We start from the raw sequence: 22805 nt of genomic DNA on the forward strand, positions 1-22805 counted from the left end.
CGAGGTTGTTAAGGAACGCTCGTTCATCACTAGTCGTTTAATTTTTTGTCATTACTAATTGCTATTTCATCAGGAGTCATTCAATGAATTCACAAGCTGCGTTTTGCTTTTTAATGCCTGAAGCTGGTTTTTGCTTCCTCGACAAAAAAGGCAATCTACAACGTCCTAGTATCAAACTACAGTTGAGCGATTTAACTAAATCGGTTCGTTTGTAATTGAATAGGTAATCAAGAGTGGGCAATTGATGCCCACTTTACGGCAAATTATATAATTAATCGAGACAATGAAACCAATAACTAACCTAAAAGATGGTTCTTATGACTTCGATTGCTTTGCAACTATCGAGCGAAAAAAGGAAAAAGATAGATTGAACTATCAAGCAAATTCATTACTACCTCTCGAAGAAAAGATTTGGCTAGATGCAGGATTAAAAGAAGGAATGCAGATTGTCGATCTCGGTTGTGGAACTGGTACGATTAGTATTGCGATCGCCAAAAAATTTCCCAATGCAGATATATTGGGAGTAGATTGTAGCGAGCGTCTATTAGACTCAGCCAGACAACTTCAAAAGCAAAAACATCTAACTAATGTTAAATTTGTTCTCGGCGATGTTTATGCTCTCAATCTATCCAATGGAGTAAGCGATTTTGTTTATGGGCGATTATTATTTCAGCATTTAGCCGAACCTGTAAAAGCCTTGAAAGAAATTGCTAGAGTCCTCAAACCAGAGGGGAAAGTTTGTCTAGTTGATGTTGCAGATAGTTGGTTTGCTTTAAATCCCGAACCACCAGCTTTTAGAACATTAAGAGAAGGTTTGAGAACTATTCAAGCTAGCCAAGGAGGAGATGCTCGGGTTGGTTATAAATTAGGAAGTTATTTATCTAAAGCGGGTTTTAGTAATGTTAAAACTAGAGTAGAAGTCGTAACTAGCGATCGCTTAGGTGGAATCGAGCAGTTCTTAGAGTTATTTTCGTTTGGTAGTCCTTATTATGCTCTCGATCGCAATCTTGAAAAATTAGCTTTAGCTGCTCGTGAAGAAACGGCAAAATTAGTTAATGTAACTCATGCTTGGGGTGCATTTGGCTTATTTGTAGCTACTGGTACTCGATAATTACTTCGTGGTGCGATCGTGTTATTGTTTTTGTCGTACATATCTTAGCTTTGCAGTAATATGTCAGACAACATCAATCATAGTTATTGAATATGAAAAAATTACACAACGTAAAAAATATTTGGCAACAATCTCAAAAAATAACTCAAGAATTTAGTCAGCAGTATATTCTCTTAAACCGAGAAGACAAGCAATTAACTCTTAAAGAAAAAACTGTTTTACTATTGTGTAAACAAGCTGAAGCAAGAGTCGAACATCTTACCAGTTTACAACCTGAAGAAAAGGAAGGGATGATTGCTGTAATAGAAACAGAAAAAATTAAGGCTAAGTTACACTTCACTCCCGAAAAGATTATTGTTAAAGATGATTATATTAAAGGAAAATTAAAATTACTTAATTCTCCTCAATTAGAGAGTAACTCAATAGTTTATCGTTATCTAATTGCAGGATGGCAAACTTTTTTGGGTAATAAAATTCCTCACCAAGTATTACCTAAAGATATAAAAGTGGAGCAAAATAAAATTTATTATTCTTTGCCTAAAGACAAAATAGAGCTTTTAAAACCTTTTTGGGCTGTTTTTCAAGATGACTCGGCTTTATTGACAACTTTGCGAGAAAAAGAATTAACGATTACAAGTTCAGTAGCTTTCAATAGGGATAATTTTAAGGTTCAAGATTTACTTTAGTTGTTTATTGCTAATCGCTAAAAGATAAATTTTAAATTTTGATAATGAAGAAATAGCTAAATGGGAATCTAATTATATTCTGCGATAAATTTCTCCATCTCGGCGGCGGCGGCTTCCATTGCCAAATTATTAAAACCCTCTTGAGCTAGAGTAGCGTAATTTTTGGCTTCTTTAACATTTTCAAGTTTTTTGGCAACTATAGCTAGATACTGATAACAAAAAGTACGAGAACGTCTATCTTGATGTTGCTCTGTAAGCTTTAGTAGAGAGAGTAATTCTTCTTTCGCTTCAGTTAGTAGATCTTGATTAATTAAAATTACAGCAATTCGGGCGCGAATATAAGCAATCCCTCTGTGATAATTGTTAGTTTTGGCAATTTTCAGTGCTGTTTGGTAGGTATCTAAGGCTGTTCCAAACTCTTGGGAGTGGGTATAAATTTCCGCTTGATAGTAGAATAATTGACATTTTTTTTCTGAGTAGTTGGGAATAGTAGTTGGCAGAGTTTGAAAGATTTGTTGACTGCGATCGCACCAGGTTTGGGCTGTTTTCCAACTGTTGGTTTGCGTTTGGCGGGTATAGAGAGCCGTAATATATAAGGATAAATCTAGTTGCCAATCTAGAGAACAATATTCTTTTAAATCCCAAGCTTCTCGTGCGAGTTTCATAGCCCGACCGCTAGCATCGGTTTGATCGATATGAGCCAAAGTTTGACTAAAATGAAATTTGGCTTCTGCTACCATTTGCCAATCTCGAGCTAAAATAGCGCGATCTAGTAGCCAATCCAACCAAATATTTCTTTCCGTCCAATATCCTAAAGTGCGAGTAAATCCTTTTAAACTTTGCCAAAAGGTTTTCACATCCAAATAGCGATTGTCGAGCGTACACCACTCAACTACAGAACGCAAATTTATCCATTCTACTTCTATCTCTCGATAATCATGCCACTCATCAGCAGACAGAGAAATATAAGGTTCGACTAATTCTAAATACCATTGCACCCAGCGAGCGCGAATTTGGGCTTGATAATCGGGTTGTTTCTCTAATTCTTGTTGCAGATATTCTTGGGTGAGGGAGTGAAGAGTATATTGTTCTGTTTTTTGGGGAAATAATAGATATAGATTGGCTAGGTGTTGGAGATGAGAAGAGGCAATTTCTTCAGTTGTTCGATGTATGTATGCGATCGCTTTTGTGCTGGCAAATTGGTTAAATAAAGCGGCAATTAGCAGATAGTGATAGGCGGGAGTGGGAGAGAGAGATTTAACTAAATCGGCAAAACAGAATTGGAGTAACTCATCAGGTGTATTATCTACCACCATTCCAATCAGATTGTCTGGAATTCCTGTGGTGACAATTTGTGCCATTTGATAGGTAATAGCTAAAGGTAATCCTCCCGTTCGACTATAAATTGAGGTTATTTGCTCACTTTGAAGGATTCTTTGGAACTTTTTTGCTAAATCATCGATTAATTCTCCACCTGGTTGTGGTTGTAAGTGAGTTAGAGTAATCGAACAACTATTGAGTTGAGGGAAGGGGATTCGACTAGTAAGGATAATTTTGACTGTTTCGGGAAAATGAGAAATTAGATTGGCAATAGTATCGCGATCTCTTACTGTTTCTAAGTTATCAATAATTAGTAGAACGATTTTACGATCTAGATAATTTAATAGAAGTCGCAATTGTCGCTCGAAATCTAAAGAAGGTTCGAGAGGAAATTGTAAAGTGTCGCTTATGACTCGCACGATATCACCGAGATACTGCTCTGCTCCAAGTAATTTAGGCATTATATTATTGCCCACAACATGAGTAGTTTGAGCAGAAGTAAAAATTATCGCATCAAAGGAAAGAGTATTAGTCTTATCTTTACTAGCTTCCAGACAATAATAGGCTACTTCTAAAGCCAGTGCCGTTTTACCACTTCCACTCATTCCTTGAAGACAAATTATTTGTTCCCTACTTTTAGCAGAAAGTAATTCTAAGAGGCGATCTAGCTCGCTTTCGTAGCCAAAGAGTTTTGTATAACGACGAGGGGGAAGATTGTAAAGAGGAAGTTGTCGATTGAATTGAGTTGGATATATTGTGTACCAATGTTGTTCAAATGCTCGTAGATTTCGTTCGATATAAGCAAGTTCTTCGGGTGAATGCCAGAGTTTGAGAGTGAATATCCAGTTTTTGATCCCTCTATATGTGCCTTTATCATTTTTAACTCGTTTATCTTCTAAAAGTTTTAGCTTTTCTTCGAGTATCTCTTTGAGAAGATATCTCAGACGATCTTTGGAGTTGGAGGGTTTATCATTTGGCGAAGATGAAAATGTTTCTATCAATTCAAATATCTTTGCATTTAATAGACTATCTAAAGTTGTGTCAACCTTCAAACTTGTTTGATGCCATTTGGTTTTTAATTTTAATGATGATTTTAAAGGTGGATTTTTTTGAGAATCGTATTTAAGCAGGTTGTTTAATAGATTGCGTACTTCCTGTTTGAGTATTTCCGACATTATAAAAAAAAGATTACAAAAAGAGTTTACCGATTGTATCTGTTTGCCCAAACTACATTTGTAATAAAGGTTTCAAAGAAAGATCGAAATCTTTGACAAAGTTTATTCGTTCCCCGAGTATCGATAATTATCGACGTTTTGCCGACTTTAAAGTTGAAAGTAATATTAAAGATTTTGAACGATGAGTGACAAAATTACGTCTGTTGCCGATCTGGGAAAGTACAAAGATATCGTCCATCAATCTGCCTTGGCCTCCGCAGGTCTGGCAGTTCCCGGAACATTTGTTCCTGGGGTCGATCTACTTGGCGTTAGTGGAGTTTGGATTAGTATGATTTATCGCATCGCTGAAACCTCTGGCAATGGCTATATTGAGAAAGGTGCCATTCAGCGTTTTTGTGTCAACCTCGCTCAAGGTGCAGGTTCGTATTATTTTGGTAGCAAAGCGTTGCAATGGCTATTAATTGCCACTGGCGTGGGAGCGATTGGTGCTGTAACACTTAATTCAGCACTAAATTATTTATATACTGCTCGCCTCGGTGTTTATATTGCCGAACAATTCGATCGACCAGATTTTCATATGGAAAATGTTTTTTCTGGGATCGGTTCTATTATTCCTATCATGTTTGCTATTCCTTCAATCGATGAATTAAAGTTTGTTTTTGGCATTACGAAGGATGTATAAATTTTAACTGTTTTATTAATAAAACAAACATACTTCACTGAGATAAAAAGACACATCTTTTTGAAAAAAAGGATTTTTAAAACTGCTATTGGGGAGACTGTACCAAAAAACAATCTAACTTTGCTACGGCATTTTTTGCCACTACTTCCTTAGCTGTGGATGCAACCTCCCTTTTCATGGTATTTGACAGCGTAAATTTTATAACTTTTTCGATTCTTCAAGAATTTTGCTTTGATTTTAAAAAGGTTGATTAATGTCTCAAGTAAGAATACATATATGGCACGATCGAAAGGGTCGAATTACAGCAATTGGTTATTCTCCTCTCTTTTATAAAGTTTCAGTCATTCCTCCAGAAAATCATTCTGTATTAGAAATTAAAATCGACGAACATTTAATTGACAGGTTTTACCAGGCTAAAACAATTGCTCAAATCGATTTGCCCAAATCGTTTTATTTGCAATTATTAAATCTCAGTAGCGAGCATATACTCAATCGCGATCGCTTCGTGTCTCAGTATAACCAAGATCGTTCTTTTGATGTCATTAAAAAACCCACTTGAACTAAAAGTACTCGAACAATCTAATTGTTTTCTATTCCTTGCATGAATTCATAATTCTATTCGTACAAAAAAATATCCAACAAACAAGAGAAGGAGATTTTAAAATGCCTGATACAACTTTAGTTACTGTAGTTCAAAATTTTGATTGGGATGCTACTAATGCAGCAGCTAAAATTTTGATTCAATTAAGAAATGGCGATCAATACTTCGTTTGGTATGACTGGTACGATAACCAAGTTGTCCCCAAAGTTGGTTCGGCAGTTACCCTTACCTATTCAGGATATGGCTCTGGAATAGATTTTCACAAATTAATTAATGTTGGTACTGGAAAAGAAACTCGCGTGCTTCGATTTGCAAAAGCTAATTAAGCACTTGTCAGACATGTTGGCGGTACATAAGATTCGTGTGACAAGAGGTTGCCTACTTTTGAAATCATTGAAAGTCATTACTGAGTCAAACTATAGAAGGCAAATTCGCTCGTTTTTTCTGCAAATACAAAATGCTTATATCTGCTTTGAATTTTTGGCCCAATCTAGAAAAGCCTTTTCAAACATCTATGGAAGACATAGCTACATATACGCCATTTCAATTAACTTTTGCAGTACAGGAAATAATTATTTTTGAGCAATTAAAGGGTCGAAATGAATGGAAATCTCAAGCTTTCGACATGGTAGCAGGAGCTATATGGCAGTTTAATTCTAATGGAACCTTTTTTTTTGCCCCTGCTAATGGCAGAAAAGATATGTTTCCGTTACAAGGGAATTACGTTACACAAGGAAATAGGGTTGTCTTTGAAGGCATGACTTTTTTATCTGTATCAGCCTCCGTAGCAAGTACTTGGTGTTTTGGAGAAATAGATTTTAATGTCAACCCACCAATAATGAATATGGAATGGGGAAATGATAGTAGTACTGCTGCTATGGTTAGCAATACTCTATTTGACTCGAATCTAAGTTCGACCTATCGCACTACGCTCGTTCTCCGACAAATTTAAAAAATTTAAAGCAAGTTTAATTAGTTTTAATGATAAATCTTTAGTCGAGCGAGGGTTCTGAGAAAAGGTCGAAAAACTTGACAGAGTTTGTTCGTTCTTTAAATATTTAATGTAGTTTCTGTGATTTTAAGGATTGAGCGAGCATAATTTCTAATCTAGCGATCATTTTTCTCTCAAGTTTAACCAAAATATCTCTATTTGCAATACTTCATTACTTTTTTCTGAGGAGTTATTTAATGTCCAAATTTGTAGCCCAGGAGGATTAGGCTTACCTGTTGATATATCAGTTCGAGATTTGATTGACAGTTTCAAGAAGCTTTGGACTAATTTAAATCATGAACATGATTTTGAATTTGAAAAGCAATTGGCTCTCAAGGAATTTTATAAAACTGATGTTGCCAAATTGTCTAAGGGTCAAAGAATTAGAGTAATGGCATTCTTAGCATTAGCAAAGCGAACTTTCAGCTAAATAATGTAGCAAATACCAGGTTTTTCAGATAAAAATAAATATTGTTAAGTTATTTCTAAAAAAAATCTGTAATCACCTTTATTTCAGCTAATTACGGGTCTTACTTATATAAAGAAGCTATTTGTATATCTCAATCTACCTCTCCAATAACTAATTACCAATCATCACTAGCAAATCGCTTAAGAACTTATTTTAGTGGCTTTAGGATAATGGCTTTAGAAAAATCTCAGATCATCAACGATATTATCAGCAAGCGCAAAACTACTGCTGCTGAACCGAAACAAAAACAAGAGAAGTTAAAATCTTTGGAGGCTTCACTGCGTAAACTCAAAACACAAAAGCAAACTCTTTTAGAAAAACCTGGAATAACTCCTAAACTTATCGAACGACTGAAGCAAATTAATTTTTCAGTATTGATTGAAGAAGCTATTCAAGAACAACAGGTATGGGAAAATCTCTGGAAACGCTTTGAACGTAATTCAATAAATATTGGTGTTGTTGGTCTAGCTCGCCAAGGGAAAAGTACTTTTCTTCAAGCGGTATCTGGATTAACAGACAATGAAATTCCCAGTAGCGATGGACAGCCATGTACTACGGTTCAAAGTAACATTTTTCACTCCGAGGGAATAACTTCTGGTGTAGTTCATTTTCATTCCGAAAAATCTTTTTTAGAGGAAGTGATTGAACCTTATTACCAAGCATTAGGTTTTCCTAATCCTCCTCAAACCTTGACCCAATTTCGTAATGTGTCTCTTCCCTCGATGCCTATTAATCATGGTCAATTAGCTAAAATTGAGTCACTTTATAAACATCTAAAAGATGAATACCATCTTAATTTTGATAAGTATGCAAACTCTCTAAAGCCAGAAAAATGGCGTAAGGAAATTGCTCAAAGTGAAATTAAACAATACGTCTCACAAGAATATGACAGTAATAGTAATCCTAAATTCTTCAATCATTTAGCAGTCGAAAAAGTCGAAGTTTCTTGTTCTTTTCCTAAAGTTGACGTTCAACAGATTGCTTTGGTTGATATGCCTGGCTTGGGAGATACTAGACTAGGAGATGCGGAACGTATGATTTCTGCACTAAGTCAGGATGTTGACTTTATTCTCTTTATTCGCAGACCTAATAAGATGGGAGATTTTTGGGGAGAAAAGGATATAAATTTGTATGATACAGCTTCTAAAGCACTTGAGGAAAAATTACCTTTAGAAGAATGGTCTTTCATGCTGCTCAATTATGATGGAGAAAATCGTCAACGATGTAAAGATTTTGAGAATACAAGAGAGCAAAAGGGGATTAGAGTTAAGCAATGTCTAACAGCTAACTGTAACAACTCTATAGAAGCCAATCAAGTTTTAGAGCAGGTTCTTGAATATTTAGTCGAAAATATAGTCCGTTTGGACAGACAATATATATCTGCATCTTTAAGTAGTCTCAAAAGTCTGCAATCTAAAGTAGAGCAAGAGTTAACCAGGGCAAAAGAACTTATTGAGGATTATGGGGATGGTCATGCTGAATATGTATCTTTTAGAGAGAATTTAGTTAAGCAGCTATATGAAAAAATAGAAGACTTCCGTGAAAAAACACGTCTTCTAAAAGATCAACCTAGTAAAGAATTTATCAATCAAGTAGATATAGCTATTACTAATTGTCAGGATAATCCTGGTTTTCCTAGTTCCGAAGAGATCAAAGTTTGGATCAAAAAAGAAGGTATTCCCAATGAACCGCATTTTAGAGCCATTCAACAAATGCGAGCAACTTTTCTACAACATTTTCATTTTTTAGAAATAGAACTAAAAGACTTCTTAAATAAAACAAAATTGGAGATTGTTGAAATCTTTGTTGATTTAGGATTGGGTAATTTAAATAACAAACAAGGCTTAGAATCCTTAAAAGCGATGGCAAATGAATTAAATGATAGTTTCCCGAAACTCAAGTTAGGCTTTAAATTTCTGGCTTCTTTTGAGATTTCTTATCGAGGTTTTCTTCAATCGAAGGTTTGGCAAGAAATTAGCGATAACAGTATTTTTCCTTTACCTCTAGGTCAACCTTTTAATGGTTCTTTTGGTAATGTTGAGGACATTATACTTGACCTCAAGCAACGGCATCAAAAAGCAATTATTATTTGTCAGGAAACATTAAAAAATCTGGCACTTTCAATTACGAATGTACAGATTTCTATGGTTGAAGAATTTGCAGATCATATTACTCGTGCCAAAGATATAGAACAAGAGTGGGACATTTTATTAGGAAAATATCGTTCTCAAGTCTGGACAGAATTTAAAGATTTGGAAGAACGCAAAGAGCTTCAACAACAGTGGAATAGTTTAGTCAAAGAAGCTTTTCTAGAAAATCAAAAACTTAATTAACAATAAATTCAGTAAAATTTAGTGAATATATTACGCATGATTAAACGCAGAGATTTTAATGCAGAACCGATCCGTCTAGGTATTTGGGGCGTATCGGAATCTGGAAAAACTGTTTATTTAGCAAAATTATATAGAATGTTGCTAAAAGAGGGATGGAAAATTCGTATTAGTGGTGACTATAAAGATTTTTTGGAACAAGCTATAGAAAAACTAGACAATAGAGAACTCCCTAATGCGACAAATACTTCAGACGAACAGATAAAAACTTGTCAGTATCGGATTAGTAATGATAACTTTCAAGAAACAGGAAAAAAGGTTCAAGCGGTTATCGACTTTTTTGATATAGCTGGTGAATATTATGGAGGAGAAAATAAAATTAGATATAGAGAAGAGTTGAGAATCAATCTGAATGGGGAAGAAGTTACTCTGATTGATTACTTGTTGAGTTGTGATGGCATTCTATTTTTGCTCGATTACTGGAGAAATAGTAACAAAACAAGTAATGGAAAGTCTCAACTTCAGCTATTGGAAGAATTGTTCAGAGAAATGTTTGAAAGACGAGAATATTTAGATTCTAAAGTAAGCAATCGAAAACAAAACAATAGTTTTGAACAATTAGAATCTTATGTTGTTTTTGCTGTCACTAAAGCAGATCATGAAGATATCGAAAATTCGGGCATGAGTTCGATTGAACTAGTCAGTAAAGTTTTGAATTTTGATCCTAAGACTGAAGATATTATTAATTGGTTTGATAATTATTTTTATGTAGATAAGAGTAAGTTGGCAAGACAAATTGACGATGGCTATTATGAAAAACCAAGCAAATTCCATCGTTGTCAATTTTTTGCTGTTTCAGCAATAGGATCTTATTACGATGAAAAATCCGGAAGATCGAAATCAGGTGTAATTATTCCAGAAAAACCCAATCCCGATCCTCAAGAAAGAAAATCTGATGATGTGTTTAGTCCCAAAGGAGATAAAGTTTCTAATCCTAGCGATCGCTTTGGTGGAAGAGAACGTAAAGATCGCAACCAAAAACCCAAACCCCAGATTCTTAAAGGGGTAAGACTAGAGCCAATGAATGTGGTCGAACCTATTGAGTGGTTTATAGAAGGAATTTTAAAGAACCCACCAAAGCTTCCATCAATTCATACTAATACTCCTACTCCTGGTGAGAATGAAAAAGAATAAACTATTCTCCGAATCAAAAGTTAGAAAAAATATTTGAATTAATTTAATTAATAGCCAATGTATAGTCAATTAATTCATGGTAAATTTTGCGGTAAAAACTCTGGCTATCGCTTGATTGCTTGCACTCCAGATTATGAAAATAATACCGAATTTATTTATATTTTATTCAGAAAATACCATTTCTGGGGTCCTCAAGGTGTAGGAGATGGTAAAGCGATTGGAATTTTTCAATTAGATGCAAACCGATTAGTTTTGGTTAAAGCAGCTTTAGCTGAAGACGAAAATCAACAGCTTTTGTCTAGTGCAGATCGTGATGTTCGTCATTTCTATCAACATCATTACATTTTGGCGGATAGAGTGACCGAAAATATAGAGCTTTTAGAAACTAATCCCGTAGATTTTTTGCTTCGTTTTTTAGATCGAACCAGTCCTTATTTTGCTGATTTTAATCAGCCTATTTATCCGCATTCTGCAAACGGAAGTTTTTGGGAACAAATAATATCTGAAATTTTCCAACCAACATCATCAGAAATTACTGCAGATCGAGCTAATAAGATAAAACAATTTAGTGATGATATAGATAATCAAGCTCGATCATTTTTACTGTTAACTTTAGGTGCTATTCTTACTGGTCAAAAAATTATACTCACCATCGATAATAATGCTTCAGACCCTATAGATTTGGTCAGCAATCTTTTATTACTCTTACCAGCTAGTTATCGTACTAAAATTGCGATCTCTATTGGAACGGTCGAAGAAAATCAATGTCTTTGGGCAGACATAATTATTAAAACCGATCAAGAACCAGCATATCCTCTTGCAGAAGAATTTATTTGGTTAGATCGCGATCGTAAAAAGGTTGTTGGAAAACACGATCCAGATATTTATAATCATCGATATCTAAATGATTTTGTTAAAAAGGTTTGCAATAGTCCTGAATTTATTGAGCATTTTATCAAGCATTTGAATTCACTTTTTTCTAGCGTTAGAAACTTTACTAGAGACGATCTTCAGCAAGCAAGTAGCTTGATTTATTTTATTTCAGGATTACCAGAAGACCCCAAAGAAGCACAAGAAATACAAGAACTACAAAAACATAAAATAGATCTTTGGTGTAACTACATTGCTGAAATTTATGAAAATCATAGCAATACTGATTATTGGCAACCAATCATCGATGATTTTAAAGATGCCGATGACTTTTGGCAAGCTTTATTGAAGCTTTTCCAAGAGCATGGAGAAAGTTTTCCGATTGCTGTAGAACTTATATTATTAGTAATTCAGAAAGTAGGAATAGAGCAAGCATACCAAAAATTAGAAGAGGTCAAACAAATTGAAGGTTTACCATCGGCTTTAATCAAAATTGGATTACTAAATAGATTTCCTAGTGAACTTGAAAATAGCGTTCTCAATCAACATTTGGTTGATATCTGTGAGGAAAGTATTAAAGATATCCGCGATCGCTATCTCGTGAAAGACTCTGTTGTAGAGTTTGATGCACTCATTAATTTTCTACAAAAATCTAATAGATATCAAAGATTATTTTCTTCAGCTAAAGAAAAATTTGAGTTGCTTTCTAAGGCTTTGAAACCAGAACTTAGTACTAAAACAATTAAAAGTATATTCAATCAATATTTAGCTATTAAACTGCCATATGCAGATGAGCAATTTTTCAACAGCGATCTTTATAGGCAAACATTGGAAAAATTTTTTAGTATTAAAAATTGGACAAAATACTTTACCGCAGATAAAACTAAATCTTTTAATTATTTACCTGCAATAGCTCAGGAAATGGAACTGAACTATGAGAAAACTGATCTAATGTATGCTAATTTCCTAGATGTTTTTTCCCCTCCACCTGAAAATACCTATGAGATTCTAATTGATATTATCAAGAAAGCTATTACTTTTGATATATCAACAGAAAAGGATTCAAATATCGAGCTTAAATCTTTTCCAAGTAAAATAAAGCTCTTCTCCACAACATATCAATGGTTTAAAAATAATAATGCCGAATTAGAGAAACGATTAAAGTCATTAGAAAATGCTTCAGAAAAATGGAATAACTGGGATGCTTTAATTACTTTTTTAAAAGTAATACCAATGGAAAATATTTTATTAGTTGAAGACCTATTAAAAAATGCTTTTCTTAAAAAATCATTGCTCAAATGGTTAAAACTATTAAAAGCAGATTCAAGCTTCAAGGAGGATTTTTTTAATAGTTATTCCTGGAATAATATTCAATTAGAAACTATTTCAGATTTGACACGAACCGAAGAGGGGCAATGGAACAAATTATTGACTTGTTTAGTAGTAGAACGTTTTACCCAAGAGAAAGAACGTCTAGTAAATGTCATTCCAACTTTGCTGAATTATTTATGTCAACTATATTTTCAAGAAAAGAGTATAAGTATCGAAGATCGAGAACTGTGGATTAGATTAATTGAACCATCATTTCTTAAGTATTTATCTAATGTTGAACGTTTAAATATTTTCTCTTTAAAGTGGCACTTAAAAATTTATTCTGATTTTATTATTACTTTACAACCACTTGACGATACACAGCAAAAAGCTCTTTATTCCATAGCTAAAAATAAATTTGATTTGGTAGATAATCTTAATGATAAATTTCAATTATTTCAGGATATTTATAAATATTTAGCCAAAGATCATCTAAAAAAAATTGCCATTGATTTAATCGAATTTTGTTCTACTCCTAATGAAATTAGTAGTTTAGTTAAATTATGTCAAAAATTTGATTTTGATAATCGCGACATCAAAGAAATACTTACAAAGGTTAAAAAACAAGTATGTGGTTACAGTTTACTAGATTTATTGTTTAGTTATTTAGAGTTAGAGCCTATTTATGAATATGATAAAAAACTAATTGAAATGCTGTTTTTTATTTCAATCACCAACCAAGAACAGAATAAAAAAATTGGAATTTTCTTACGTAATTATAATTACGAATGCGCCAATTTAAAATTGATAAAATTGATAAATGACAAACTGATAGAGCAGCAATATCTTAACTAATGTCATAATTTAATAAGAGTAATATTAAATTATGACAAAATAAATAATAAAACTAAAATATATCGATATAAAATTATCAAATTTTCGGTAATATTATGAATAAAAAACCAAAAAAGTGGAGATGTTATGGAGGAAGAAATGGCCAACCTGGTCATAAAGAAACGATGGTCAATATAAGGCAAAAATGTAATAAATGTGGTGAAGATCAACCAAATGTCTCTACTTCCTCAGAACAAACAAAACCCAAAAAAGATGTCACTCTTCTCGCTTTATTAACAGTATTAAATATTGGAAGTGGCTATACAACCATCAAAGGTGCATTACAAATGTTCCCTGTGCCATTGGCTTGGTCAGTTGGGGGTGTAATTCAGACTTTATTATTTCTTTCTACTTCTCGTTATATTCTCAATCATGCTCCTAAACGGAGATGGTTAACTATCCTAGTTGGCTCGACTTTAAGTATATATACTAGCTTTTTTGCTTACTACGAATTTCTGACTAGCGAAGGACAAAAGCAGCAAGCCTTAGAAAGAGCTTCGACTGCACATGATAGCTTGGTTTTTGAAGTCTATACTCCGATTGAGCGCAAAGTTAGTAATCTGAAAAGCGAAATTGAGACGAAAGAATTACGAATAGAAGAAGAAATTGCTGGCAATAGAGCTTCTGGTTTACCAGGATGTGGCAGTATATGTAAGCAACTAAAAAATGAAAAAGAAGAGCTTCAAAACCGCTACAACAAACTTTTACCAGTAGCTAAAAATCTTAAAAGTTTGTTTGAATATCAAATAGAAGGAAAAACGCCAAAGGCAATTTTTGAGACAGATCTTCGAGCTTTAAGTAAAGTTTCAAATGATTGTCTTCCAGAAGACCCAAATTTTGATTGTCTACCGCAAGAATACGAACGAGTTTTAAATCCTAGAAGTACTGATTATAGGGAATTCCGTGGTAAATATATCGATGAAGATAGCATTTATATTTTGTTACAGCCCTATCATAAAATTAGAAAATTAGAACCTCCAGCAATCGCTGCTGGAGTACTCGCGATTACGCTTGATGGTCTGATTATTGCTTTGGGAACCGGGATAGAAGTTTCTGAGCAAAAAAAAAAGAGAAAAAAGAATAAAACAGACATATTAACCTTATCAATATTGGGCAAAGGTTCAAATTTTATAGAACAGTTACTTCATGAAATTGATTCTAAAAATTTGACTATTAACTATACAAATTCCCAAAAAAAAGACTTACAATTATCAGAGAATAAAACATCTTACTTACTCTTACTCAATAAAATTAATACTAATTTAGGTTGGGTAGAGAATGATAAAAGAAATAGTAGTTCAGAAGCTCATTGGCAGATTACTTCAGATAGTAATTCTCAAAAACTACGAGATTGGCTTATCAACGAAAGGGAAAGACTAATTAATGAAGAAATGAAGAATGATAACAAAACTCAAGCATCTAAATTACAAAAAGTGACATTTAGATTACCTCGTCCTCAAGATTTAAGTTCAGAATAACGAACTAACTCATATTAATATCGTTGAGAGCTATCATCATTTCTTGGATTGGCTGTTCTTTGGTAAAGATGGCGTAATTACAGACAATGACCCCGTAGAGGGCGAAAATATAGGGTTCGTGCAACGAAGTGCAAGATCTGAGCTCCACTTTCTGGGTAACTGAACCAGGTAAAACTAATTGTTTTGCTAACGCTTCGATACGGTCGGCACGTTTTTGGGTCAAGGTCTTTTTAAAACTACGATAACGATCGAGAGGGATGGGACTGCCGACAGGGGTATAAGGACCATAACGAGTCTCCTGATGTTCTACACTTACGGGGTGACAAGCACCCCAAACCCTTGCTTAAAGAAGGGATAAGCGTCTTCAAGTTGTGAATAAAATCAAGTTATTTGTTAAGAATGATAATCATTGTATTTTGAGTTGATTTTTAGTTCAAGTCAAATAGATTGATTAGGAAGGGTGATTGTATGGTAGAAAATATCGGTCATTTGCAATTAAAAATAGACCGATAATCATGAAATTATTACCATTATATACAGACCACATTAAACTGTGTTTAACAGCCTCTCAAATTCAAACGTTAAAGATTTTAATTTGGCTACTCACAGTGCAAAAAACTGTCAAAATAGAAAGACTTTCTGCTTGTTTTCCTTTACCAATCCGCTATGAAAGTCGTCGTAAACATATACAAAGATTTCTAACTCAATCGGCTTTAAGCTTACCTTTATTTTGGTTTCCTATCATTAAGTTAATTATTGAAAAAGAATTCCTTTGGGGAAGTCGATTAATTCTGACAATAGATAGAACACAATGGAAGAATAATAATATTTTTCTGATAGCTGTTATTTATAAAAAACGAGCTTTGCCAATATATTGGCAAGTGTTAAATAAAAAAGGGAGCAGCAATTTAGCGGAACAACAGGCGATTATCAAACCAGTCTTACGTTTATTGAAACAGTATGAATTAGTAATTTTGGGGGACAGAGAGTTTCATGGTGTAGAATTATCCTATTGGCTCAAAACCCAAAAATCACCTCAAAAAATCTATTTTATATTTCGACAAAAACAAGGAACTAACTTAAGAAAGCCCAAAAGAGAATACCAAAAGCTTTCTAGTTTAGGAATTAAACCTGGTCATCAGCTATTTCTCAAGAACATTAATATTACCAAAAATAAAGGATTCGGTTATTTTAACTTGGCTGGTTATTGGAAAAGAAAATATAATAAAAAAGTCGAACCAGAGCCTTGGTATTTGCTAACTAACTTAGATAACTGTCAAGAAGTTATTAAACTTTATCGCAGTCGAATGGGAATTGAAGCAATGTTTAAAGACTGCAAAACAGGTGGCTATAATCTTGAAGGAAGTCAAGCTAATACTCAACGTCTTACTAACTTAATTTTATTAATTGCTTTAGCTTATACTACCTCAGTTCTGAAAGGTAAATCAATTAAAAATTCTGGACATCAAAAATATATTGCTCGTTTAACTGAAGCACGACGAACAAGCAGGCGACATAGCAATTTTTGGCTAGGTATTTATGGCGAATTATGGATTATTGCTTGGGAGTTTTTAATTAATGTTGTTCGAGATATGATGAATTTGAATCGCCAGAAAATGCCGCATTATCAAAGAGGAATTAAAGCTATAAGTTTGATAAAACTGGGTTGATTGTTTACTGCAACTATTATTCGTTATTTATTATTTCATAATCTAAATCTTATTAAGATATTCAGCTTCGCGAGTGTCTTTTGAGTTGACTAAAAAGTCAATTGAGCTTTCGACAGTTATTCTGGCTATTAATGATTATCATTTTAAATTTTTGTCTCGATTTTTTATTCTTTCATTATCGGCTTTGTTCTTTACTGTGGCTACTTTTCAGGTTACTTGTCACCCCGTCAGTGGTTGCTCCTTTGAGTCGGTCTAGAGATAGCTGGAGTTGTTTTTGTTGGGAGGTTAGGCGAGTTTTTTCAGAGATGCGATCTGAGATGATTTGACCTTCTCTGATAGTTTGTCCTTCAGCTATTTTGAGGTCTGTCGGTTCGGCTACTTTAACGGTTACGGTCAATCGTCTGGGTGAAGTAGTAGCCGTGTCTGTTTGATTAGATGTCGATGTTGTAAGAGGATAAGCATGAGAAGAAGCTGGTGAAGTACCAGTTACCTTGTTGGTGAGAGTCGAAGCGAGGATAATTCCTGCTGTCGCTAGTGCATAGGGAAGTAGATTACCAAACCATTTCATAACAAATAACAATACTGGTGTTCTGTTATCTGTCTTAGTCTATTAAGTAAAGTTTTGGGTGTAATCTGAGTTCGGGTAGAGAGATCGCGACCGAAGGGAGTGAACCCCTCGCGTAGTGCCTCGCCGAAGGCGAGATCGCCCGTGCTATGCACAGCGTAATTTTGGTCTTAGAAATAGCGATTGCTCAATTCCCCCAGTACTCTCCAGGAAGATCCTTTTTTTTAACAGTAACCCTGCCAACTTTTTTACCTGACATTCTCAATAATTCATCACCTGAAAATTCAAAACCAAGCTTGAGTGCTATTTGTGCAACATCATCTGCTGTTGGTGAAGCTAGCACCTCATTTTTGAGTGCAGGATCGGACTGCATTTTCTTTAAAAATGCCTCAAGTTGATCTAAAGCCATATTGAAACTCCTATTCTCGTTATGCAGGTGTTGCGAACTTGTCGAGCGAACTTATTATATACCATCTTAAATGCTCTGAGACTGAATATTCATGACCGCCAAATCTTAACCTCTACAGTCCCAACTGCAAACTGCTCTTTCAATAAAGCGATCGCTCTATCCAACCCACAATAATTCAACTTCAAACTATTTCCCACAACAGTCGCCGTAACCATTTGATTGGGTTCGATTGATATTTTCACATCTTCAGGAAAATCTATCGCCAGTTCACCACTCAAGTAAATGTCTGCACCAGGATAAGCGGTACGTAATTGAGTCAGTTTGGTAATGGCTTCTTCATCATTGAAATTAATACTTCTTACCTCAGTCTTGGAAGCTTCTCCTATTTCTGTACTTACTTTGCTTGTAATAATCTGTTCTCCAGTCTTATAAACTCCCTTACTATCACTAACAATAAATTCACTTCCTTCAGTACCCAGAATCAAATACTTACCATCCGCCGAAGTTCTATCTGTTGCCCAAACTCCTTTAATCTCGGCATAAACATTGTGAGAGCTAGCATTCTTGTTATAAAGTTCTACTATTCCATCTTTTAAACCCAAACTCTGAGATAATTTCTGAGTTATCCCACCACCGTTAGCCAGATAAATTCCAAAACAGAACATAGCGATCGCGATACCTAAAACCCATAATTCACCAGCACCACCAGTCTTGAGTCTTCTTCTGGGATTTGAGACGCTAACCGCCCAAACGGGTTCTGGGTAAAATAGCTGTACTCCCTGCTTGGTAAAAGTATCGCTGAAGCAACTTAATAAATGACCTAATGGTAAGGCAAGAGCAGTTTTGATACTGCCATGTAAGAAGTAGTTAACTGTGAGACTAACCGCAGCAATACCAACTGTCGCTAGTAATGAATGAGTAATACTGCGATGGGGAAACCTGTCTTCGATCCAAGAGCTTACAGGAAAACAGATTTTACCGATGGTTGAAGTGGTAGTGTCCAAGTCGGGAAGTTGTGAACCCAGGATAGCCAAACCCAAGGGTAGAGGGTTAGCAGTGCCAAGGATTAGGGAAGTTCCAGAGAGTGCGATCGCGCAATGGGTAATGGCTAACATTAAAGGTAAGAAGTAGAGTTACTTTACCAGTTTGGGTTAGGGTACGGGCGATCGTCAGCTAGAAGAATCACTGTTGGAGAAAGCTATTTAAATAATCGTGAGCAAAATTTTCCCAACAAAGCGATGCTTCGCACTCGCGTAGCGAGACCGCGCAATTCGTAATACTTAGAGGACTAGGTGATTGCTTCAGAATCATTACGCCTATTTGACACCGTTTTACGTGATGTAAGAACACCAAGTACGATTGCCACCAAGAATAATGCTGGAATATCTCCAATTAGGTGTCCGTGTTCGGCAGGGTCTATTACTGCTTGTACTGACATAATCAGCCCGTGAACGACACTCGACCAGACAGTAAACCAAATCAAACTCAAATGTGCTGATGGATTTCGAGAAGCCCAGAGTAAAAAAACACCGAGCGTCGCATAAACGCCAACGATCATTTGTTCGTATTCGTACTGACCTGGTTGCCATGACCAGCCCGATGACCAGACCTTCATCAAAGGATAAATAAGAAGAAAAGCAATTCCGACAGCAATAAGAGCGATTCGCAAGTATCGATTACTTTCATCCATCGAGAGCCACCTCCTACCCTACTTTTCAAGTTGGTTTCCAATAACTTTCATACCTATCTGTCTGTAATATACAAACCTTTATTTCCCATGACCATTAAATTTTTACTCATCATTTTCCTAACCTCTTCCTCGCCCCTCGAACATTCCATTTCAACTTTTCTATCTCCCCTCGCAAATGCCTCTTTCAAAGACATCAAATTTCCATACTCATCAGTCGGTTCTAATCCATACTCTTCTGGGTCATCTAAATCTAATTCTTTAACCTGATAGGAATCATAATAAGTTGCCCTACCGCATACATCGATCTCGTAGACATTCACCCACTGCTCGGGGTGTAACTTATCGGCTTCGTCTGCATAAATTCCTTCGATCACTGTCCCAACCTTTTTCTAGCTCCTCGAACATTCCCTAACTGCTTCAACGCCATCGCAGATACCAAACAAATTCCTCCAGTCATATACAATCCTTTATTACCCGTTCCCATCCCAATAAATCTCACTACGGCAAAACTAAATAGCATGGCAATAATAATCGGCATAATTACCACATACTGAGTATGTTCTGGTCTATCCTGCTTCAGCCCCAATTTCTCATTTCTGATAATTTTCCTCGCTAACATCGGATTTCTACCAGCCAACGGTTGGAGTTCGGCTAAACGAGATTTACTAATCTCTAATCCCTGTCTTTGTGCTTCAACTTCCATCACTTCCCGAATGATGCGATCCGCAAAGCGGATCTGCCGAAGGCAGCGCGCTTGGCAGTGACAGTTCGATTTCCAACATATCGAGATAGATATCGCGACCTGGATTGGCGACGGCAAAACAGACGACCCTCGCACCAGCAGAAATCATGTCTTCCAACCAATAACGAATAGAAGTAGTGAGTCTTTTAGCTTCGGGAAGTATTAATAAAGTATCTTCACCACTATTATCTAAAATCTCTTGTTTGAGAGCATCGACGGTTAAATCCTTCTCCCCTGTCGGTTCGCCATTTTTGTTAAATTGAGCTTCCGTCGTCGGAACATCTAACTGCATGGCAATGGCAATGAAGAACTTTTTGAGAGAACCCTTGTAAGTCGCGATCGCACTTTGAAATTCTCCCGATAATTCGGAGTGAAGAGAGAAGGCAAAATCACTCTTACCCGTTCCAGCTTCACCCAGTACCAAGATTGAATTACCAGCCCGAACCGCATTACAGACTTTTGAAAAGGTTTCGGGTTCTAGGCTACAGTTGTTAGGTTTGTATGTTTTACCTGACACCTGACACCTAATAAGCTGTTATGCATTTAAACTGTGATAATAGCATTACCTTTGTTTTTGAGTTTTCGTCCCCATTTAATAATTAATTCTCCTTCATTTAAAAGTTGATGTAACAAGAGTTCTAATTCTTCAATTGATTTAAAAAGTCTACCCGCAATATATTCTTTGGCTGAATGCCACACTAATTCAATTAGATTATAATCTGGGCTATATTCTGGCAAATACTCTAAATGTATATTAGGCATTTCTGTTTCTATTTTTTTGATACATTCTTCTTTTTTGTGAAAACTAGCATTATCAAGAATAATGACTATTTTTGCTCCTTTCTCAGCAAAGTCTTCCTTTTGATTTCCTGCTTCAATCCATTCAGTAATTATCTCTTGATAAAATATTTTTAGAACTTCATAGAAATTATTACTATTGCTTTTGTTTAAGAAATCCACAAATCTTTTTTTGTCTGAGTATCTTAACGCTCCCATCACATTTACTCGACCTTTTCGTCTGTCTCCTCTCACTTTTTTGCGCTTTCCTTTGAGACACCAATTCTTGCGTCTAATTACTCTTAAACTAAATCCAGACTCGTCCCAAAACCATACCTGGAGACGTTCAGGCTTTTCCTTTTCGATTTTTAAATACTCTTTCAGTTTCTCTTTGAACGCTTCTCTTTTTTGAGGATTTCTTTGAAAATCTAAGCTATACTTTGCCCAAAGGTAACCGTACTTTTTTCTTGATAATATCCTCCTTACTTGAGAACCACTTAACTTGATTCCTGTTATCTCTTCTAAATATTTAGCTAGTCTTTGTGCTGACCATCGACCAAATTCATATCCTAATTCTTCTGGATTTTTCTCTATTGTTTCTAATAATATTTCTATATATTTTTTTGTAGCTTTTTGATGATTACCTTTCATTCTTTCATCTTTAAGACTCTCTAGGTTATCTGGGTCACCATGGACACACCAATAACATACTTTGTTTTTTGAGCATCCAATAAATTCAGCTATTTCTGACTGTGTTTTTCCATTATTGAGCAATAATAAGATTAATATTCTCTCTCTAATGTCTCCTTTTTCTTCTCTTTTTAGAGCTTTTTGCAGTTTTTTCTGTTGCTCTGATGTTAGATAATTTTTCGCCGGCATCTTGAGTCGCGATCGCTTTTCTTTAATCCCATTATTATACCCAATTTAAATGCATAACAGCTTACCATCAACCCGATCTTCTAACTGCGACTGCTGCGATACTGAGCCAGAATGGTGTCGGCTAGTTGCCCTGGTGTCCACTTTGGGTTGACTGCTTCCCTCACTGCTGACACTTTTTCTTTCAAGTCTTCTGGTAGATCGTCTTCTTCCATACGGTTGGCTAGTTCTCTAACTACCAGGTCTGGAGTTGCCAGTTCTCGTGCTTTGAGTTGGGCTGCTTTGCGGATCAGTTGTCCGACATCGAGATTATCGGTAGGGTTTTCTGGTTCGACATAGATATTTTCAGAAGACTGTTCGATGGCAGTATCTTCAGATTTCACCATCGCTCCTGAATTATTCTCAGAATTATTATTAGCAAAACCTTCCATTTTTCCGTTTTCCTTAATGTATAAATCTAGTTCGTCCATTAAATTAACTTGCTCATCTGTAAGGTAACAGCGATGCTCTGAATCCTTCTGATGTTTGATTCCCAAAAACTTCAAACGGTCGTAGTAGGCATCTCTTTTTATGCCATATTTTTCCATCAGGGTTTCTGGGCGAGTCGGGTCTAAAGTAAGGCGATTCTGGTCAGTCATGGCAAAAAACTTTTTTTTTCTCATGTCCATAATATGGAAGGGGCGAAAAAATTTTTATGATCTCTATCACCCGATTCGGTTTTCTGTCGGTCGGGTCATCCCTAGCTATCGAAGCAATTTGGGGTGAGTCCTTTATCTGTTTCAACAGTTTCTTCGAGGAGATGTTTGTAGAAAGATAAAATTTTCTTTTCTGCTAATAAGTTTCTATAACTAATTAACGAATTTCTAGCTCTTATAAATGATTTAAAGTTTGTTTTCTTTTGGTAATTTGTCAGGCTCAACTTTCAAATTCAATTAATAAGAAATAAAACGATTAAAACCTAGTT

At 35.3% G+C, this 22805-nt stretch carries 22 protein-coding genes; 12 read left to right on the plus strand and 10 right to left on the minus strand.

The window, feature by feature from the left end; genetic code table 11:
* Window positions 1-83: 83 nt before the first annotated feature.
* From STA7437_RS27545 to STA7437_RS24005, 3 genes are all read left to right on the plus strand, one after another.
* Window positions 84-215, plus strand: a complete 132-nt coding sequence (locus STA7437_RS27545) for a hypothetical protein (protein ID WP_015195685.1) — start codon at window positions 84-86, stop codon at window positions 213-215.
* Window positions 216-283: 68 nt separating this feature from the next.
* Window positions 284-1111 (plus strand): methyltransferase domain-containing protein, encoded by an 828-nt coding sequence (locus tag STA7437_RS24000; RefSeq protein ID WP_015195686.1) that lies wholly within the window; start codon window positions 284-286, stop codon window positions 1109-1111.
* 92 nt (window positions 1112-1203) lie between these two features.
* The gene (locus STA7437_RS24005) at window positions 1204-1797 is read left to right on the plus strand and encodes a hypothetical protein (protein WP_015195687.1); all 594 of its coding nucleotides are present in this window, start codon (window positions 1204-1206) and stop codon (window positions 1795-1797) included.
* Between the two features lie 68 nt (window positions 1798-1865).
* Here the strand turns inward: STA7437_RS24005 and STA7437_RS24010 are convergent, their stop codons facing one another.
* Entirely contained in the window at window positions 1866-4292 is a 2427-nt protein-coding gene (locus tag STA7437_RS24010) for an NB-ARC domain-containing protein (protein ID WP_015195688.1), read from the minus strand.
* A gap of 247 nt (window positions 4293-4539) precedes the next feature.
* Here STA7437_RS24010 and STA7437_RS24015 point away from each other — a divergent pair, with 247 nt between their 5' ends.
* The 9 genes from STA7437_RS24015 (at window position 4540) to STA7437_RS24055 (ending at window position 16782) form a co-directional block, all read left to right on the plus strand.
* Window positions 4540-4974 carry a hypothetical protein gene (locus tag STA7437_RS24015; protein WP_150109204.1) on the plus strand — a complete coding sequence of 145 codons (435 nt, stop codon included), beginning with the start codon at window positions 4540-4542 and terminating at the stop codon, window positions 4972-4974.
* A 253-nt stretch (window positions 4975-5227) separates the two neighbouring features.
* Window positions 5228-5533, plus strand: coding sequence for a hypothetical protein (locus STA7437_RS24020; protein ID WP_015195690.1), 306 nt, complete (start codon window positions 5228-5230; stop codon window positions 5531-5533).
* Between the two features lie 104 nt (window positions 5534-5637).
* Complete coding sequence (locus tag STA7437_RS24025) at window positions 5638-5901, plus strand: hypothetical protein (protein WP_015195691.1); 264 nt, start codon at window positions 5638-5640, stop codon at window positions 5899-5901.
* Between the two features lie 131 nt (window positions 5902-6032).
* On the plus strand, window positions 6033-6527 hold the full coding sequence (locus STA7437_RS24030; protein WP_015195692.1) for a hypothetical protein: 495 nt from the start codon (window positions 6033-6035) through the stop codon (window positions 6525-6527).
* Between the two features lie 678 nt (window positions 6528-7205).
* Window positions 7206-9368 (plus strand): dynamin family protein, encoded by a 2163-nt coding sequence (locus STA7437_RS24035; protein ID WP_015195693.1) that lies wholly within the window; start codon window positions 7206-7208, stop codon window positions 9366-9368.
* A gap of 21 nt (window positions 9369-9389) precedes the next feature.
* Window positions 9390-10559 (plus strand): hypothetical protein, encoded by a 1170-nt coding sequence (locus STA7437_RS24040; RefSeq protein WP_150109205.1) that lies wholly within the window; start codon window positions 9390-9392, stop codon window positions 10557-10559.
* Window positions 10560-10616: 57 nt separating this feature from the next.
* A complete protein-coding gene (locus STA7437_RS24045; protein WP_015195695.1) occupies window positions 10617-13595 on the plus strand; it encodes a hypothetical protein in 2979 nt (992 codons plus the stop codon).
* A gap of 95 nt (window positions 13596-13690) precedes the next feature.
* Window positions 13691-15112: a hypothetical protein gene (locus STA7437_RS24050; RefSeq protein ID WP_015195696.1), complete on the plus strand. Its 1422-nt coding sequence runs from the start codon at window positions 13691-13693 to the stop codon at window positions 15110-15112.
* Window positions 15113-15627: 515 nt separating this feature from the next.
* Window positions 15628-16782, plus strand: a complete 1155-nt coding sequence (locus STA7437_RS24055; RefSeq protein WP_015195697.1) for an IS4 family transposase — start codon at window positions 15628-15630, stop codon at window positions 16780-16782.
* Between the two features lie 175 nt (window positions 16783-16957).
* On the opposite strand, the gene STA7437_RS24060 is transcribed toward STA7437_RS24055, so the two are convergent.
* The 9 genes from STA7437_RS24060 to STA7437_RS25240 form a co-directional block, all read right to left on the minus strand.
* Window positions 16958-17350: a hypothetical protein gene (locus STA7437_RS24060; protein WP_015195698.1), complete on the minus strand. Its 393-nt coding sequence runs from the start codon at window positions 17348-17350 to the stop codon at window positions 16958-16960.
* 184 nt (window positions 17351-17534) lie between these two features.
* The gene (locus STA7437_RS24065) at window positions 17535-17756 is read right to left on the minus strand and encodes a Nif11-like leader peptide family natural product precursor (RefSeq protein WP_015195699.1); all 222 of its coding nucleotides are present in this window, start codon (window positions 17754-17756) and stop codon (window positions 17535-17537) included.
* 89 nt (window positions 17757-17845) lie between these two features.
* Window positions 17846-18871: a metal-dependent hydrolase gene (locus tag STA7437_RS24070; protein WP_015195700.1), complete on the minus strand. Its 1026-nt coding sequence runs from the start codon at window positions 18869-18871 to the stop codon at window positions 17846-17848.
* Window positions 18872-19044: 173 nt separating this feature from the next.
* A complete protein-coding gene (locus tag STA7437_RS24075) occupies window positions 19045-19446 on the minus strand; it encodes a DUF6632 domain-containing protein (RefSeq protein WP_015195701.1) in 402 nt (133 codons plus the stop codon).
* A 53-nt stretch (window positions 19447-19499) separates the two neighbouring features.
* Complete coding sequence (locus tag STA7437_RS24080; RefSeq protein WP_015195702.1) at window positions 19500-19820, minus strand: hypothetical protein; 321 nt, start codon at window positions 19818-19820, stop codon at window positions 19500-19502.
* A complete protein-coding gene (locus STA7437_RS27275; protein WP_245562208.1) occupies window positions 19817-20149 on the minus strand; it encodes a hypothetical protein in 333 nt (110 codons plus the stop codon). The genes STA7437_RS24080 and STA7437_RS27275 overlap by 4 nt, the downstream gene beginning before the upstream one ends.
* The gene (locus STA7437_RS27280) at window positions 20139-20705 is read right to left on the minus strand and encodes an ATP-binding protein (RefSeq protein WP_245562210.1); all 567 of its coding nucleotides are present in this window, start codon (window positions 20703-20705) and stop codon (window positions 20139-20141) included. The genes STA7437_RS27275 and STA7437_RS27280 overlap by 11 nt, the downstream gene beginning before the upstream one ends.
* A 26-nt stretch (window positions 20706-20731) precedes the next feature.
* Window positions 20732-21844, minus strand: a complete 1113-nt coding sequence (locus STA7437_RS24090) for an IS630 family transposase (RefSeq protein WP_015195703.1) — start codon at window positions 21842-21844, stop codon at window positions 20732-20734.
* An 80-nt stretch (window positions 21845-21924) separates the two neighbouring features.
* Window positions 21925-22479 (minus strand): hypothetical protein, encoded by a 555-nt coding sequence (locus tag STA7437_RS25240; protein WP_216087191.1) that lies wholly within the window; start codon window positions 22477-22479, stop codon window positions 21925-21927.
* Between the last annotated feature and the right edge of the window lie 326 nt (window positions 22480-22805).

Origin of the sequence: Stanieria cyanosphaera PCC 7437 (assembly GCF_000317575.1) — a bacterium.
GTDB classification, from domain to species: Bacteria; Cyanobacteriota; Cyanobacteriia; order Cyanobacteriales; family Xenococcaceae; genus Stanieria; species Stanieria cyanosphaera.